The 15,901-nt window shown below is 61.1% G+C and carries 16 protein-coding genes and 3 pseudogenes; 17 read left to right on the top strand and 2 right to left on the bottom strand.

Going from position 1 to position 15,901, the window contains the following annotated elements; translation table 11 throughout:
• Window positions 1-110: 110 nt before the first annotated feature.
• From pglX to V5B40_RS06075, 15 genes and pseudogenes are all read left to right on the top strand, one after another.
• Window positions 111-3,287 (top strand): BREX-1 system adenine-specific DNA-methyltransferase PglX, encoded by a 3,177-nt coding sequence (gene pglX, locus V5B40_RS06140; protein WP_332353684.1) that lies wholly within the window; start codon window positions 111-113, stop codon window positions 3,285-3,287.
• The gene (locus V5B40_RS06135) at window positions 3,280-3,960 is read left to right on the top strand and encodes a DUF1016 N-terminal domain-containing protein (RefSeq protein ID WP_332353683.1); all 681 of its coding nucleotides are present in this window, start codon (window positions 3,280-3,282) and stop codon (window positions 3,958-3,960) included. The genes pglX and V5B40_RS06135 overlap by 8 nt, the downstream gene beginning before the upstream one ends.
• A gap of 26 nt (window positions 3,961-3,986) precedes the next feature.
• Window positions 3,987-5,449, top strand: a pseudogene (locus tag V5B40_RS06130) (ATP-binding protein).
• Between the two features lie 96 nt (window positions 5,450-5,545).
• A complete protein-coding gene (locus V5B40_RS06125; protein WP_332353682.1) occupies window positions 5,546-5,866 on the top strand; it encodes a hypothetical protein in 321 nt (106 codons plus the stop codon).
• Window positions 5,867-6,059: 193 nt separating this feature from the next.
• A complete protein-coding gene (locus V5B40_RS06120) occupies window positions 6,060-7,004 on the top strand; it encodes a hypothetical protein (RefSeq protein WP_332353681.1) in 945 nt (314 codons plus the stop codon).
• On the top strand, window positions 6,962-7,219 hold the full coding sequence (locus V5B40_RS25175; RefSeq protein ID WP_434735835.1) for a PglZ domain-containing protein: 258 nt from the start codon (window positions 6,962-6,964) through the stop codon (window positions 7,217-7,219). Before V5B40_RS06120 ends, V5B40_RS25175 begins: the two co-directional genes overlap by 43 nt.
• Window positions 7,101-7,772, top strand: coding sequence for a PglZ domain-containing protein (locus tag V5B40_RS06115; protein WP_434735840.1), 672 nt, complete (start codon window positions 7,101-7,103; stop codon window positions 7,770-7,772). Before V5B40_RS25175 ends, V5B40_RS06115 begins: the two co-directional genes overlap by 119 nt.
• Window positions 7,745-8,086: a hypothetical protein gene (locus V5B40_RS06110; protein WP_332353679.1), complete on the top strand. Its 342-nt coding sequence runs from the start codon at window positions 7,745-7,747 to the stop codon at window positions 8,084-8,086. Before V5B40_RS06115 ends, V5B40_RS06110 begins: the two co-directional genes overlap by 28 nt.
• 79 nt (window positions 8,087-8,165) lie before the next feature.
• A pseudogene (locus V5B40_RS06105) lies at window positions 8,166-8,441 on the top strand (anti-phage BREX system Lon protease BrxL); the annotation flags it as partial.
• Window positions 8,442-8,479: 38 nt separating this feature from the next.
• Window positions 8,480-10,087: a hypothetical protein gene (locus tag V5B40_RS06100; RefSeq protein ID WP_332353678.1), complete on the top strand. Its 1,608-nt coding sequence runs from the start codon at window positions 8,480-8,482 to the stop codon at window positions 10,085-10,087.
• A 54-nt stretch (window positions 10,088-10,141) separates the two neighbouring features.
• Window positions 10,142-10,510 (top strand): annotated as a pseudogene (locus V5B40_RS06095) (cytochrome D1 domain-containing protein); the annotation flags it as partial.
• Window positions 10,511-10,704: 194 nt separating this feature from the next.
• A complete protein-coding gene (locus V5B40_RS06090) occupies window positions 10,705-10,887 on the top strand; it encodes a hypothetical protein (RefSeq protein WP_332353677.1) in 183 nt (60 codons plus the stop codon).
• A 62-nt stretch (window positions 10,888-10,949) separates the two neighbouring features.
• Window positions 10,950-11,282 (top strand): hypothetical protein, encoded by a 333-nt coding sequence (locus tag V5B40_RS06085; RefSeq protein WP_332353676.1) that lies wholly within the window; start codon window positions 10,950-10,952, stop codon window positions 11,280-11,282.
• An 85-nt stretch (window positions 11,283-11,367) separates the two neighbouring features.
• Complete coding sequence (locus tag V5B40_RS06080; protein ID WP_332353675.1) at window positions 11,368-11,886, top strand: hypothetical protein; 519 nt, start codon at window positions 11,368-11,370, stop codon at window positions 11,884-11,886.
• The gene (locus tag V5B40_RS06075; protein WP_332353674.1) at window positions 11,883-12,191 is read left to right on the top strand and encodes a hypothetical protein; all 309 of its coding nucleotides are present in this window, start codon (window positions 11,883-11,885) and stop codon (window positions 12,189-12,191) included. Before V5B40_RS06080 ends, V5B40_RS06075 begins: the two co-directional genes overlap by 4 nt.
• A gap of 145 nt (window positions 12,192-12,336) precedes the next feature.
• Here V5B40_RS06075 and V5B40_RS06070 read toward each other — a convergent pair whose 3' ends face one another.
• Both V5B40_RS06070 and V5B40_RS06065 read right to left on the bottom strand, forming a co-directional pair.
• Window positions 12,337-13,182, bottom strand: coding sequence for a ferredoxin--NADP reductase (locus V5B40_RS06070; RefSeq protein ID WP_332353673.1), 846 nt, complete (start codon window positions 13,180-13,182; stop codon window positions 12,337-12,339).
• Window positions 13,179-13,526: a hypothetical protein gene (locus V5B40_RS06065; protein WP_332353672.1), complete on the bottom strand. Its 348-nt coding sequence runs from the start codon at window positions 13,524-13,526 to the stop codon at window positions 13,179-13,181. Before V5B40_RS06065 ends, V5B40_RS06070 begins: the two co-directional genes overlap by 4 nt.
• Before the next feature lie 205 nt (window positions 13,527-13,731).
• On the opposite strand from V5B40_RS06065, the gene V5B40_RS06060 reads away from it, so the two are divergent.
• Window positions 13,732-14,994 carry an ABC transporter substrate-binding protein gene (locus tag V5B40_RS06060; RefSeq protein ID WP_332353721.1) on the top strand — a complete coding sequence of 421 codons (1,263 nt, stop codon included), beginning with the start codon at window positions 13,732-13,734 and terminating at the stop codon, window positions 14,992-14,994.
• Window positions 14,995-15,038: 44 nt separating this feature from the next.
• Window positions 15,039-15,896 carry a carbohydrate ABC transporter permease gene (locus V5B40_RS06055; protein WP_332353720.1) on the top strand — a complete coding sequence of 286 codons (858 nt, stop codon included), beginning with the start codon at window positions 15,039-15,041 and terminating at the stop codon, window positions 15,894-15,896.
• The last annotated feature ends 5 nt before the right edge of the window (window positions 15,897-15,901 follow it).

Below are 15,901 nucleotides of genomic sequence, written 5' to 3'. Positions count from 1 at the left end.
CGAGGCGGTGGCCTACACCTGGTTCAACCGTTTCGCCGCGCTGCGCTACATGGAGATCCACGACTATCTGGAGCCACGGCTACCGGGCGCTGTCGAGCCGGGAAGGCGGCTTGCCGGAAATCCTCGCCCACGCCACCGAACTCGTTGGTGTGCTGCCGGGCCTGAACGCCGCCCGGATCGCCGACCTCAAACTCGCCGGCAACAAGGACGGCGAACTCTATCGGCTCTTGCTGGTCGCCCAGTGCAACGCACTCTCCCGCGCCATGCCCTTCCTCTTCGAGCGCATCGACGACGAATCCGAACTGCTGCTGCCCGACAACCTGATCCGCACCGATTCACTGATCGTTCGCTGGTCGATGAGATCCCGGAAGACGACTGGGCGAATCGAGATCATCGGCTGGCTCTACCAGTTCTACATCTCGGAGAAGAAGGACCAGGTCATCGGCAAGGTGGTGGCCTCGGAAGACATTCCCGCAGCCACCCAGCTGTTCACGCCCAACTGGATCGTCAAGTACATGGTCCAGAACTCGCTGGGGGCGCAGTGGCTGGCGACCTATCCCGACTCGCCGCTCAAAGGGCAGATGGCGTACTACATCGAGCCCGCCGAGCAGACCGACGAGGTCAAGGCGCAGCTCGCGGCCATCACGCCCAGTCAGCTCAACCCCGAAGAGCTGACCCTCATCGACCCGGCCTGCGGCTCCGGGCACATCCTGGTCGAGGCCTATGAGCTCTTCAAGGCCATCTACCTGGAGCGCGGCTATCGGCAGCGGGATGTGGCGCAGCTGATCCTCGAGAAGAACCTCTTCGGCCTCGACATCGACGAGCGGGCGGCGCAGCTGACGGGCTTTGCGCTGATGATGAAGGGGCGGGCGGATGACCGGCGGCTGTTTGAGCGGGGGGTGAAGCTCAATGTGATGGCGCTGGTGGATAGTGCGGGCTTCGATGCGGAGGGGTTGGCGAAGGGGGTGGAGCTTCCGGACTACGGGCTGAAGCCGGGGGATCTCACGGAGCTGAAGCGGCTGTTCGAGCACGCGACGACGTTTGGGTCGTTGATTCAGGTGCCGGAGGGATTGGCGGAGAAGCTGCCGGCGCTGAAGCAGCTGAGCGAGGCGACCAGCCAGGACATGTTTGTGGCGGATGCGCTCAAGCGGTTGGGGCCGCTGGTGCGGCAGGCTAAGTTGCTGGCGGCGCAGTACGACGCGGTGGTGGCGAATCCGCCGTATATGGGGAGCAAGGGCATGAACTCCGTGGTGAAGACGTTCACCCAGGACCACTTCCCAGACGCGAAGCAAGATCTCTTCGCGTGCTTCATAGAGCGCAGCTACCCACTAGCGAAGAACTCTGGTCGGAACGCAATGGTAACGATGCAGAACTGGATGTTCTTGTCGTCATTCCAAGCGATGCGAGAGCGAATGCTCCAGCAGAAGACAATCACGACGATGGCACAGATTGGATACAACAGTTTTCCATCGATGAACTCGAAGATTGCTCAGGCAACAGTGTTCTCAATCACAAACCATCGGCCGGTGGACTTCGTTGGCACGTTCATTGATCTCAACAGTGCACCTCAGTCGGCCGACAAGGGGCAGATTTTTCTAGCCCGCAACCCTGAAATTGAATTCGCACTTGACTCTCGTGACTTCAGCAAGCTTCCGGGTAGCCCAATCGCCTACTGGGCAAGTAATCGGGTGCGGTCTATATACGACGAGTCGAAACCGTTGCAGTCCTTTGCAGATATCGGAAAGGGCCTCGATACCGGCGACAATGAGTCGTTCCTCAGGCTTTGGTTTGAGCCAGGCCGCGGGCCGCGATGGGTCCCCTGCTTGAAGGGCGGGCCATACCGGAAATGGTACGGCAATCATGACTACGTTATCGATTGGCTAGACGATGGACGCGTACTCAGGGATTCTCCTGGGTCAAACCTCAGGAACGCTCACAACTATTTGCGCCCGGGGCTAACGTGGACCCGTGTGTCCAGTTCGCTACCCGCATTCCGTTCGTTCGGAGATGGATTCATATTCGAGTCTACGGGACCGTGCATTTTCACGAAGAGCCTAAGTCAGACTCAGCTTGCCGCCTTCTTGAACTCGAAGTTGACTCCAGCGTTCCTCAGACTCGTCGCGCCGACTCTCGATTTCCAGAGCGGCCACATCAGCGGCCTCCCCATTCTCGCGATCAATGGTAGTTCCGAAGCACTCCAAGCAAACGCTGCGAGATCCATTTGCGCGACCCGCATCGACTGGGACGCCTACGAACGCTCCTGGGACTTCCAATCCTTCCCGATCCTGACAGCTTCCACCACCCCCACCCCCACTCTCGAATCCAGCTACACCGCCTGGATAACCCGGAACCGCGCCACCATCGCCGAGATGAAGCGCCTCGAAGAGGAAAACAACCGCCTCTTCATCGACGCCTACGGCCTGGCCGACGAACTCGCCCCCGACGTCCCCTTGGCGCAGATCACCCTGACGGTGAACCCCGCCTACCGCTACGGCGGCAAGCTCAGCGAAGACGAGCAGTGGACCCGCTTCCGCCAGGACAGCATGGAGGAGCTGGTCTCCTACGCCATCGGCTGCATGATGGGTCGCTACAGCCTGGATGAGCCCGGCCTGATCTACGCACACGCCGGCAACGTCGGTTTCGATGCCACGCGCTACAGGACCTTCCCGGCCGACGCCGACGGCATCGTGCCGGTCACCGACGAACTCTGGTTCGAGGACGCCGCCGCCTACCGTGTGCGCGAATTCCTGCGCGCCACCTGGGGCGTCGAGAAGCTCGACCAGAACATGGCCTTTCTCGCCGACAATCTGGGCGCGAAAGCCAGCGAAGCGCCCGGCGAGGCCATCCGCCGCTACCTCGCCGACAAGTTCTTCAAGGACCACTGCTCCACCTACAAAAAGCGCCCAATCTACTGGCTCTTCTCCAGCGGCAAACAGGGCGGCTTCCAGGCCCTGGTCTACCTGCACCGCTACCACGAAGGCACGCTCGCCCGCATGCGTGCCGAATACGTCGTCCCGCTTACCGGCAAGATGGTGTCGCGCATCGAAATGCTGGAAAAAGACCGCGACGCAGCCAGCTCGACCGCCGCCCGCAACAGGATCGCCAAGCAGATCGAATCGCTCAAAAAGAAACACGTCGAACTGCTCGCCTACGACGAAAAGCTCCGCCACTACGCAGACATGCGGATAACGCTCGACCTCGATGACGGCGTGAAGGTCAATTACGGCAAGTTCGGCGATCTGTTGGCGGAGGTGAAGGTGGTGACCGGAGGTGCGAACGATGAGTGACCCCGCCATGCCCCCCTTGACTCGCCCGCCCGCGGTGCTGGCCGACTACCAGGACTGGCTCAAGACCATCAAGCAGAGAATCCATGCGACACGAATGAAAGTCGCGTTGGCCGCCAATGGGGAGTTGATTTCGCTCTACTACGAAATCGGGGCACAGATTGTTGATCGGGAATCTCATGCCCAATGGGGAAGCGGATTCATCGACGCATTCAGTCACGACTTGAGACAAGCCTTCCCGGAGATCGGCGGCTTTTCATCCAAGAATCTGCGCTACTGCCGGGCTTTCTTTCGCTTCTACTGCGATCCTGAAATTTGGCAACAGGCTGTTGCCAAATTGCGCGATACGCCTTGGCCAGGGTCTGAAAGCCGGCTTTCTGCGTTGCTGATGGAAATCCCCTGGGGCCACAACATCCTGATTTTCACCAAGTGCAGCAGTGTGGCCGAAGCCGGTTTTTATATCACCCAAACCCTTGAGCAAGGCTGGAGCCGTGATGTGCTTGCACTGCAACTCAAGTCAAATCTGTATGCCCGCAGCGGCAAGGCGGTGACCAACTTCTCCCGCACCTTGCCACCACCACAGTCTGACCTCGCCCAGCAAACCCTCAAAGACCCTTACACCTTTGACTTCATGGCGATAGAGGCAAGTCACATGGTTGAGATTGCCACACGATGAGTGCGAATCAGAATGGGCAAACCGGAATGATTGACGAACTTATATCTCGACCCGAAGGAAAAACGCTTGAATTCAAGCGCGACCTCTCGTCGCCTAAGCCCTTGCTGAAGTCCCTGGTGGCCTTTGCCAATACAGCCGGTGGGCGGTTGATTATCGGCGTGGCCGATGACCACCAAGTAATTGGCGTGGCCAATCCGTTGGATGACGAAGAGCGCTTGTGTAGTCTGATTGCCGATAGCATTGCGCCGCGCCTGGTGCCCAATGTGGAAATGATCACCGTGGATGGCAAGACCTTGCTGGTGGTCGAGGTGTTTGTCAGCGGCACGCGCCCGCATTGGCTCAAGGCCGAGGGGCCGGAGCATGGTGTCTTGTGCGACTTGGTTCGACCAGTCGGCAGGCGGATCAGGCGCTGACTGACGAACTGCGTCGCACAGCGGAGGGCGTAGCCTTTGACGAGCTGCCCATGCCCGACTTGGGCTTGGACGATCTGGATTTGGTGGCGGCCAAGCGACTGTTTCAGGGTATCAATGATCTTGACGACCAGGCGCTTCGCACGCTCAGGCTGCTTACGCCGTATCAGGGCAGGTTAGTGCCGACCAAGGGCGCGGTGCTGTTGTTTGGCAAGCAGCGCACCCAGCACTTCTCCGATGCCTGGGTGCAGTGCGGTCGCTTCGTGGGCACGGACAAGACGGTTATCTTTGACCACATCGACATCCATGACCCACTGCCGCAGGCGGTGGACAGCATCATGCTGTTCCTTAAAAAGCACGCCATGCGCGGCGCTGACTTTTCTGACACCCGGCGAAAGGATGTCTGGAGCATCCCGCTCATCTTGCTGCGCGAGGCGGTGATCAATGCGCTGGTGCATGCCGACTACTCGCAGCGCGGTGCTCCAATTCGTGTTGCCTTTTTTGATGACCGCATCGAAATCGAAAACCCCGGCATTCTGCTGGCTGGAATGACGGTAGAGGACATGCGCCAGGGCATCTCCAAGATCCGTAACCATGTGATCGCCCGCGTGTTCCGGGAACTGAACCTGATCGAGCAGTGGGGCAGCGGAGTGCGACGAATTTTTAGTGAAGCGGCAGCGCAGGGCTTGCCTGAGCCGGAAATTATTGAAGTGGGCATGCGCTTGCGCGTGGTGGTGCATCTGGCCGAAGCGATCCGCCCGGTACAAGTGACCGAACAAGTGACCGAACAAGTAACCGAGCAAGTAACCGAGCAAGTAACCGAGCAAGTAGCACGCTTCCTTGAATGCCTGAAGCAAGGGCCGCTCAGCACGCGCGAGGCGATGGAGCGCTTGGCGTTGCAGCATCGACCGACGTTTTCTGCGAACTATCTGCTGCCCGCGCTGAACGCCGGGTTGGTCGAAATGACCCAGCCGGAATCACCAAAAAGTCCTACCCAGAAATACCGCTTGAGCGCTCTGGTGTACCGCAGTGGTCGAACTCAGAAAAAGCTTGAACCGGAGGGCTCAGGTAATGAGTGAAGCTACCGACACCGATCTGTGCAACGGCCTGTTGCACAATTGCTATGGTGTTGCCCCCAATGATTCCCGGCTCTGGCACTTTACGGCGGGAATCCCATGAGCCAGCAACGCATCACCGACGCGCTCGCCACCGCGTTCTCCAGTCATTCGATTGTCTTCTGGCACGACGCCGACGGCGAGTTCTCTTTCTCCGTCAAGAATCTCCTGCCCGACGCTGTCGAACTGCTCTATCTCGACGATCTGCCGGCCCTGGCCATCAAGCTCCAACTCGAGCGCGCAGCGCCGCTGGCCAGCTTCCTCCTCTACAGCGCCAAACCGGTTCCCGACCTTGCCACGACTGGCTGCTGGACATCCGGCTGCGCAGCAAGAGCTTCCACGCCGACAACGCGTCGATCCTGCTGGAGGATCTCGGCCTGAACTCGCAGCAACTGCGAGCGCACCTGAAAGAGCGCGCCAAATTCCTCAAATCCAGGGACCGCGTCGACCGCCTCAAGCGCTGGGTCGCCCCCAACGATGGCGCCGGGGATCTCGACCGCAAGATGATCGCGGTATTGGCAAAGCCGAGCAACCGGATCTTCCTGCCATCCTCCTGCGTCTTTTTTCTGCCCTGGTGCAGGACGGCGTCGCCAATCTCGATGCCGAACCGAAAGCGTGCTCCGACATCGTCGCCAACGACCTGATGGATTCGTTCTGGGTCCTGGTTGAGCAGGAGATGGGCTATCGCGATGCCGCGCCGACGCTGCGGGATTTCCTGTTCCGGATCCTGGTGACGGATTTTTCGCGAACCGTCAGCGGTGCCTGTCCGGCGCAGTTGTCGCATTTCATCATCAGTGACAAGGCACGCGCGGCAAACGCCTCGGTCTTTGTTGCCGGATGGCGCTCGCACATGCAGCACTTTGCCAGCTACGATGCCTTGTCCGGCACGGTGGCTCGCGAACTGGGGCTGAGCGCTGTGATTGCCGGGCTATCCGCTGAATCATTGGCGGAAACGATGACTTTCGAGGAAGTCGAGCGGCGCATCATCCAGGACCTCAAGGGCCGCATCATCGCTGGTGCCGGCGCCGACATGGATACCCTGCGCGGATTGATTGCCCGGCGTCGCGACGGCCATTGGGCCAACAAGCTGTTGGCGCATTCCAGCGCCACGACACGCGCCCTGGCGTCGTGTTACGACGCGCTGGAAGCAGCGGCTTCTTTCTTCGAGTTGAAAGAGAAGTTCAGCGCCGGCTTCGGTTTCGCCACCGCCGAGGCCGGATTGGCGGCGTACCAGACCGAGCTGTTCCGCTTCGATCAACTCTATCGCCAGATCAACCACGCCGCCGATGGTGTCGAGCCGATGGGTTGGGCCTTGCTGCACGAGCTTCGTGAGCGCATCGAGAGCGCCTATTCGGGCTGGTTCGTGCCGCAGCTGGGGTCTGCCTGGAGCAAGGTGCTGGAAGGCAAGGACGGCCTGTTGTCGAGCTGGAAGGTCGCTGCCTGGGTCAATCAGCCGGACTTCTTCGAACACACGTCATGGCGCATCTGGATGCGGGGATCCGCCGGGTGTTTGTCGTGATCTCCGATGCATTCCGCTACGAGGCGGCGGAAGAACTGGTTCGCGACATCAATGGCAAGAGCCGCTTCAAGGCGGCCCTGACAGCCCATGCTCGGCGTGCTGCCCAGTTATACCGCGCTCGGCATGGCGTCGCTGTTGCCGCACCATACGCTGGCCTACAGGACGAACAGCAATCTCGACGTGATGGCCGACGATGCCGTGGTTTCCACGCTTGAGCAGCGTAGCGCACATCTCGGCAAGTATCAGGGCCTTGCCGTCAAGGCCGATGAACTGCTGGCCATGGGCAAGGACAAGGGCCGGGAATTTGTTCGCGACCACCGGGTGATCTACGTCTATCACGACAGGATCGACATGCTGGGGGACAAGCAAGGCTCGGAGGGGCAGACCTTCGACGCCGTTGCCCAGACGCTGGCGGAACTGAATCAGCTCGCGAGCTTCATCGTCAATAGCCTCAATGGGTCACTGGTGCTGATCACGGCCGATCACGGCTTTCTCTACCAGGAGTCGGCGCTCGACGGGGCGGATAATCCACACTCAGTGACAAGCCGGCAGGAACGCTACGGGCGAAGAAGCGCTATCTGCTGGGGCAAGGGATCGGCGAGAGCAGCCAGGCGTGGTGCGGCAACACGGCCGTCACGGCGGGGACGACGGCGGGTGAAGGCAGCATGGATTTCTGGGTGCCCAAAGGCGCTGCCCGCTTTCACTTTGCCGGCGGCGCCCGTTTCGTTCATGGCAGCGCCATGCCGCAGGAGATCGTCATCCCGGTGATCACCCTGCGCGAGAGTGAAAACCAGTCGGCCAAAACGCGCGCGGTGGAATTCAGCTTGCTGGGCTCGTCGAACAAGGTGGTCACCAACAAGCAGCGCTTCGAATTCATCCAGACCGAACCGGTTTCGGAACGGGTATTGGCAAGATCGGTGCTGGTCTCCCTGCGAGACGGGGAGACCATGATCAGCGACGAACAGTCGCTGACCTTCGACAGCAGCTCCGGGCCTGATGGACGAGCGCAAGCGCTCGGTGATCCTGACCATCAAGTCCGGTCAATACGACAAGAGCAAAGACCATTTCCTGATTGCCCGTGACACCCAGACCAGGGTCGAAGTGATCCGGATTCCGCTCAAGGTGGACCTGGCCTTCGCCAACGACTTCTAGAAACCGATGATGACTGAAGAACTCCCCGAGAACGACACCAATCTCGATGCCCTGCTGAATCGGCATTTCGCCGGCAAGGTGGTGCGCAAGGATCTGACCAAGCTCATCAAGGAAGGGGCCAACGTTCCCGTCTACGTCCTCGAATACCTGCTCGGGATGTACTGCGCGTCCGATGATCAGGCGACCATCGATGCCGGACTGGTCAATGTAAAGCGGATTCTCAGCGAGAACTACGTTCGGCCCGACGAGGCCGAGAAGGTCAAGTCGAAGATTCGCGAGAGCGGCCTGCTGACCAGCGGGTCCGCCATTTCCGGCAGATCCTGATGTGGCCCTTGCAACTGATGCCGCTGGCCGATGGCGGACCTTTCCAGAACCATCGTCAGTTGCTCGATCGGACCGATGCCGACAACCCGTGGCGGGAACTGGCCGACGAGTTCAGCGGCGACCCCGAACAGTTTCACGAGCGCCATTACAGCGAGTTCGTGACCTTCCTGCCTTACGTCCAGCGCTTTCTCTACGGCGAAGGCGATGGCCAGAAAGGAAGCAATGCGCGCGACGACGAATCGCCGATCCGCATCTTCCGCCGCCATGACGTGGCCAAAGTGCGCATGCACTACAAGGACCGCGACGAACCGATCGATTTCGATATCGCGCACCTCGACCTCTATTTCTTCTACGACATCGAGGTGCTCATTCTGGTCGTCGAGATTTTCGCCGACGACCTCGAACTACGGCAGGTGCACGACACTTTGTACCGCTTCGGGCGGGCCTATCCGCCGTCCTGGGACGACGATGGCAGCGGTAGTCACTGCCTGAAGCGCTGCGAATGGATCGCGCCGGACGGCCGGGTGCTGGCCGCTTCGGATTACGAAAAACGCAGCAAGTACCTCACTTTCGTCTCGCGCTTCCGCGTCCCCTGCATCTCCTCGCATTGGGAGTTTCTGCTCCGACCACTGGTGCTGCATCACTCGGACGAGGAAGGCCTGGTGCGCTACCGGCAGATCGAGTATCACCGCATGCCGCTCCTCGCCTACCTGGCGATGGACGACCCGCGCGCCCTCAGCCGTGACGACTTTGCCCGTCTGGTGTTGGTCACCGGACCGGGGAAGATTGGCGCGCCGCCTGCTTCCGAGCTGCCGCTTGACGGTTTCGAAGCACGCTATTGCTACGACCGCTACTGGCACCCGCACGCCGAGCAGCCAGGGAGCCGCCAGCTCTCCTGCGGGCACGCGGTAGTCATGGTCGGCAGTGCCCGCGACGCCTACTTCTGCGGCCTGGAGGACGGCTTGCTCGGGCAGTTTCGACATCAGTTCTTCCTGCTGGCCCTGATTCCGCACTTTCACAAGGCTGCCTTGCTGATGCTCTCCGATCGCCTGGTGACAGCGCTCAATCACCTCCGCATCGGCCAGGCCGAGTCGGTCAAGGAATTCAAGCGTGCCATTCGGCAGATCCTCGAAGTCTTCCTGCGCTTCACCCATCGCTACTGGTTCTACGAGATTTCCGACCAGGCCCAGGCTCGCTCGATGTTCAAGCTGACCAGAAAACACCTGGGCACCGAGCGCCTGTATACCGAATTGCGCGAGGAAATTCATGACATGAGCCAGTACCTCGACAGCGACAGCCTACGCCGGCAGTCCAATACGGTCGTCCGCCTGACCGTGGTGACCACCGCCGGCCTGATCGCGACGATCACCACCGGCGTTCTCGGAATGAACCTGCTCGACGCCACGCACGCTCCCTTCGCCGACCGCCTGGCGCTGTTTGCCCTGGTCGCCGTGCCGTCGGCACTGCTCACCGGTTTCGCCATCGCCAAGTCGAAGGCGCTCTCGGAGTTTCTCGAAGCGCTGTCCGACGAACGTCTCTCGCCACGCGCCAAACTCACTACGCTGACGGCCGTCTGGCGACGGCCACGCCCACCCGCCGGCGGCTGAGCGTTGGCTCTCGCTATTTCATGGTCGCCGCCAACGCCTCGAACAAGATCGCCGTCGTCGATACTCAAGACGCATCCCAAATCGACCAATCTGTGGGTCGATACGCCGCTCAATCCGGAAGCCAAGATCAGTCAGTCGGTTGCGGTTTTTGACATCCAGAACCTGGACAAGGGATATGAAGTCCTGCCGATCGGCGACTGGGCCGACCTCGGAGACGATGGCGCCAGGCGGATCGTGCAGCCCGAGTACAACAGGGCCGGCGACGAGGTCTGGTTCTCGGTGTGGAGCGCCAAGGACAAGAACTCGGCGCTGGTCGTCGTTGACGACAAGACGCGCAAGCTGAACGCAGTGATCAAGGATCCGGAGTTGATCACGCCGACCGGCAAGTTCAACGTCTTCAACACCCAGCACGACGTCTATTGAGCTAGTCTCCGGCGACAATGGCGCAACGGGGGCTCGGACAGCCCCCGTTGCGTTTGTTGCGTCCTGACGCGCTCTGCCGGCCGGCCGTCATTCGAGCCTTTGGGCGCATGGGCTGCAAAGCTCGCCAACTGAGGACAGGCTCCGGCCTGATCGTCGCCGCGCGCACTGGCGCCCGTCAATACCGGAGACGTCGCATGCCACTTGCCGCCAACCGCTCTGCCCTTGCCATGCTTTTTGCCTGTGCTTCATTGTTTGGCATCGTGCCAGGCACGCGGGGCGCAGATGCTGAGCGGTTGCTTATTATAGAGCATGGAATGATAATCATGCTTCGCATCTATTTTGGAGTCTGCCACGAAAATCTATTCAGCGGTAATTGAACGGTGCCCACAGACTGGCCTGTTCGTTGGCTGTGGTTGCTTGCTCAATCGAGGAGCATGTGATGTTCAGCTCCGCCGAGTATTGGGCCGGCGGCAATCAGGTGTGGCGTGCGGAACATGTCGGTGAAAATGGCCCCATTAACTTAAAGACTTCTGGCATCCTGCCGCGCGGGTTTGAAGCCATGGCTGCGGAGCACAAGGAAGCACAGGAAGCGGACGGTGGCGAAAAGGCTGGGGTTGACCATTACTTCGACATCCCGTTAGACGCGGCCAAAGAAGTTATCGGTTTCAAGCACGATGAAGACATTCCTGGCGTCGACTACGAAGGCTTCGAAGTTCTCCGCAAGATGTCCTCGTCTGCCGATTCGAAGCCTTGGTGGCGCTTCTGGAAATGACGCCCAACCCGGCGGTCAGTCTCGCTGCCTTCGGTCGCTGGACGCTGCGCGATAAAGCCGCACAGCGCCGGTTAGCTCTACGTTAATGATCATGCACCCACTCGCTTCCCATCTCTCAAAGCTTGTCTTGGTTGGGCTTGGTGTTCCAATCGCGATTGTTGTTATTCCTTTGTTGCTTGTATTTGTTGCTGGCGTACATTTTGGCCCCAAAGAAGACTTCTGGAGGAACCGGGAAGAAGTGCTTAGAGTGGCTTCTCCGGTCGAAAACATCGATACCGTTCTGGTTGAAACAAACGGTGGAGCGACAACATCATTCGGCTACGAGGTGTATCTGGTTGCCAAAGGTGAAAATATTGAAGGCAAGCCTCGCGTAGCGTTTGTGTACGGCGCAACACGCAATGAAAATGCCTATGGCGTCAACCTGAAATGGCGCACTCCCAACTTGCTTTCTGTTGAGTATTACAGGGACAAGGGAATCGCCAGCGAGGTCAATACCCCTCTTGTCATCGGCAATATGCCAGTTGAAGTTGTCATACAAACAGGCGTTCTCGATACAGATGCTGCTCCTGGCGGAATGGGCTTCAATCAGAGGAGACGAAAATGATCGCTAACTCCGCCGCTTCAGAGGGATGCTCGCGCTGGCAAGCCGGCTTCGCGCCGCTGAGCTTCTACGTTATGCCTCATGAAGCACTGCTGGTTCATCGTCGCCTTGTCGCTGCTCTGCACCTGGATCTCGTTTCAATCGGCTTCACTATGGCACCGCATGGCAATCACCGAAGCGGGGAATCACCGGCGCAGGCTCGGGGCAGACTATCTGACCCGGCGGTCTGGGTCTGGGATGGCAAGTCGCTCGCGGCCGAGTATTGGCATCTGTTGGCGCACTGGGGAATGAATGGCGAGAGGCGATAATCCTGCCTGTCCAACGCCGTGCCTGACGCTGCCCTGTGCGATCTGGTGGAAATGCTCGGGCGCGCCATGGCCTCGCCAGAGCCTGCCAGGGCCCCGAAAGGGCGTACGGTAGGGCAGTGGTGATGGCGGCGATCCTGTTCTTGCGCTACCAGTATTTTTCGAAAGCCATTTGGCCGAGCACTCCACGCCGTGTGGTCCGAAAATCGCGTTCGCTGAGCAGCGCGCGCAACTCGCGGGACATCTCCGGATTGCCGCAGACCATCACTCGCGAGTGCTCGGGATCGATGCTTAGGCCGGTCGCCGTGGCGAGGCTGCCGTCCGCAAGCAAGGCTGGAATGCGTTGCGACAGGGTCGTTACCCCGGGCTCGCGAGTCACCACGGGCAGGTAGTGCAGGCGTGCAGCTGCGGTCGTGGCGCTGCGCTGCTGCGCGAAGTGCTCGAGTTCTTCCGCATAGGCGAGCTCGGCTGCACGGCGGACGCTGTGCACGACGACGATGCGGGCGAAAGCGCTCCACACCTCCGGGTCGCGAAGTATCGACAGGTAGGGTCCGAGCCCGGAGCCGCTGGCTATCAGCCACAGGTCGTGGCCGGGCGCGAGGGCGTCGAGCGTCAGGAAGCCATAGCTGGCCTTTTCGACTTGCACCGGATCGCCAACCCGGCAGCGGTCCAGAAGGCTGGAGAAAGCGCCGCCGGCCACCAAAGTACAGAAGAACTCGAGATGCGCCTCTGCCGGCGCCGAGGTGATCGACAGGGGCCGGAATACGGCCGGGCCCGAGGAGTCAGGCAGGCCCAGGCGCGCGTAATGTCCGGGAGTAAACCGGAATCGGCTGTCGCGCGTCACGCGCAAGGACAGCAGGCTGGGCGTCCATCGGTGTATCCAGAGAACTTCCTGTGGCGTTGCCGCCGCCGGTGCTCGCGCAGCCGTTCCGCTCGGCGTGGCATTCTCCCGGAGGGAACTGCTGGAATTCGAGGAATCAGCGGGAGAAGTCATTGGCTCGGGGACCCGTTTTGGCGCTTGCTCAGCCGGGCGCCGGTGAAACAGGTTTCGCCGGCGGACGCTGCCGCCGTGTTGAAAGTGGCTTTCATGAAAGTAACCGGGCGCAATCGAAGCGCAGCCCCAAGCACTGCCGGCGCAGGAATTCGACCAGCGATCTCGGCGACGGCTTGGTCAACGCGATCGGCACCGATCCGGTGAAACACGCGGCGCAGGATGAAGTTCGCGATCACACTCACCACTACTCCGAGCACTACGAGAAACACCTGCAGAACCAGCAGCAGGGTCTCGTCGCGTCCGACCAGGGGCGCGAGCACTTTCTCCAGCCAATCGAGTTTCATTTTCTCGTTCCGGGCTTGTTCAGGCTTTGCATTCTAAACATTCCAAGGTGTCGGGCGGGTGAGCCTCATTCGAGGCCGAGGGCGCATCGGCTACAATGCTTGCCAACTGACGACGGACGTTTACCTGATAGTCGCCGCGCGCACCGGCGCCTGTCAATACCGGAGACATCGCATGCCACTTCCCGCCAGTCGCGCTCTCCTCGCCATGCTTTTTGCCTGCGTTTCATGGCTCGGCATGATGCCAAGCACCTGGGCCGCAGATGCTGCCACGATCAGCATCGCTTGCTCGGGCGTTGGCCAGGAGCTTGAATTCTGCAAAGGCGCGGCCGAAGCGTGGGCCAGGAAGACCGGCCACGCGCTGAAGATCGTCACGCCGCCCAATGACGCCAGCGAGCGGCTGGCGTTGTACCAGCAGTTGCTCTCCGCGCGCTCCGACAAGATCGATGTCCTGCAGGTCGACGTGATCTGGCCGGGCTTGCTGGGCAGTCATCTGCTCGACCTGCGGCCCTACGCCAAAGGCGCCGAAGCGCAGCACTTCCCCGGTTTTATCGCCAACAACACCAGCCAGGGCCGACTGGTCGCCATGCCCTGGTTCGCCAACGCCGGCCTGCTTTTCTACCGCAGCGACCTGCTGCAGAAGTACGGGCAGCCGCTTCCCTCGACCTGGGAGGAACTGACGGCCAGCGCGCGCACGATCCAGGACGGCGAGCGTGCGGCCGGCAATGAGCGCATGTGGGGCTACGTCTGGCAGGGCCGCGCCTACGAAGGCCTGAGCTGCAATGCGCTGGAGTGGGTGGCCAGCCATGACGGAGGCGCCATCGTCGAGGCCGATGGCCGGATCAGCATCGACAACCCGCGCGCTGCGCTGGCGCTGCAGACGGCGGCCGCTTGGGTTGGCAGTATCTCGCCAACGGCGGTGCTGAACTATGCCGAAGAGGAGTCGCGCGGCGTCTTTCAGGCCGGCAATGCGGTGTTCATGCGCAACTGGCCCTATGCCTGGGCGCTGGCGCAGGCCGAAGGCAGCGCGATCCGCGGCAAGGTCGGCGTGGCGGTGTTGCCGAAAGCTGCCGGGGCGGGGCGGCATGCGGCGACGCTCGGTGGCGAATCTCTGGCGGTATCGAATTATTCCCGGCACCCCGCTGCGGCCGCCGATCTGGTGCTGTACATGACTAGCGCGGCGGTGCAGAAGGAGCGTGCGCTGCGTGGCTCGTTCAACCCGACGATCACGGTGCTGTACCAGGACCCGGAGATCCTGCAGGCCAATCCCTTCATGGGTGAACTGTTCGCTACCTTTACCCGCGCTATTGCACGCCCGACCACGGTCACCGGCGCCCGCTACAACCAGGTCAGCCACCAGTTCTGGAATGCCGCGCACGATACGCTCTCGGGCAAGGCGACTGCCGAGCAGGCGCTGAGCAGGCTCGATCGATCGCTGCAGCGGGTCAGCCGGCGCGGCACGTGGCGTTGAGAGAATCAGGCCTGGCTGCGCAGCGCGTGCGCCGCGCCTGGTGGATGGCGGCGCCGATGTTGCTGGTGTTGGCGGCGGTCGGCGGTTGGCCGTTGGTGCGCACGATCTGGTTCAGCCTGACCGACAGCGAGTTGGCGGATCTTGGCAACTATGCGTTCATTGGCCTGGAGAACTACGTCGGCGAGTATGGCCTGCTGGCCAGCCCGGAGTGGTGGCAGGCGGTCGGCAATACCTTGCTGTTCAGCGGCCTGTCGGTAACCCTTGAAACCTTGCTCGGGCTTGGTGTGGCCTTGCTGCTCAACCAGGCGTCGCGTCTGCGCACGCTCTTGCGTGCGGCCCTGCTGGTGCCCTGGGCAATCCCGACGGTGGTCTCGGCCAAGATGTGGAGCTGGATGCTGCACGATCAGTTTGGCATCGTGAACCACCACCTGCCGGCGCTCGGCGTGATTACCGTGCCGCTGGCATGGACTGCCGACCCGCAGCTGTCGCTGTTCAGCATCGTGCTGGTCGACGTCTGGAAAGCGACACCCTACATGGCGCTGTTGATCCTGGCGGCGCTGCAGATGGTGCCGCTGGAGTGCTACGAGGCGGCGCGTGTAGACGGCGTGCCGCGCTGGCAGGTCTTTCGCCGCATTACGCTACCCTTGATCCTGCCCGGCCTGCTGGTGGCGATGGTCTTTCGCACGCTCGACGCGCTGCGCGTCTTCGACCTGATCTACGTAATGACTTCCAATAGCCGTGACACGCAGAGCATGTCGGTCTTCGTGCGCGAGCAGTTGATCGACTTCGGCCTGGTCGGTTACGGTTCGGCCGCCGCGACTTGCCTGTTCTTCATGATCGCGCTGCTGAGCATCGTCGCCATGAGCTTGCTGCGCAAGACTTTTGAGCGCGCGGCGGCGTGAATGGG

It is taken from the genome of Candidatus Accumulibacter meliphilus (assembly GCF_036625345.1).
Lineage (GTDB): Bacteria > Pseudomonadota > Gammaproteobacteria > Burkholderiales > Rhodocyclaceae > Accumulibacter > Accumulibacter meliphilus.
This window is presented reverse-complemented; position numbering and strand designations above follow the sequence as displayed.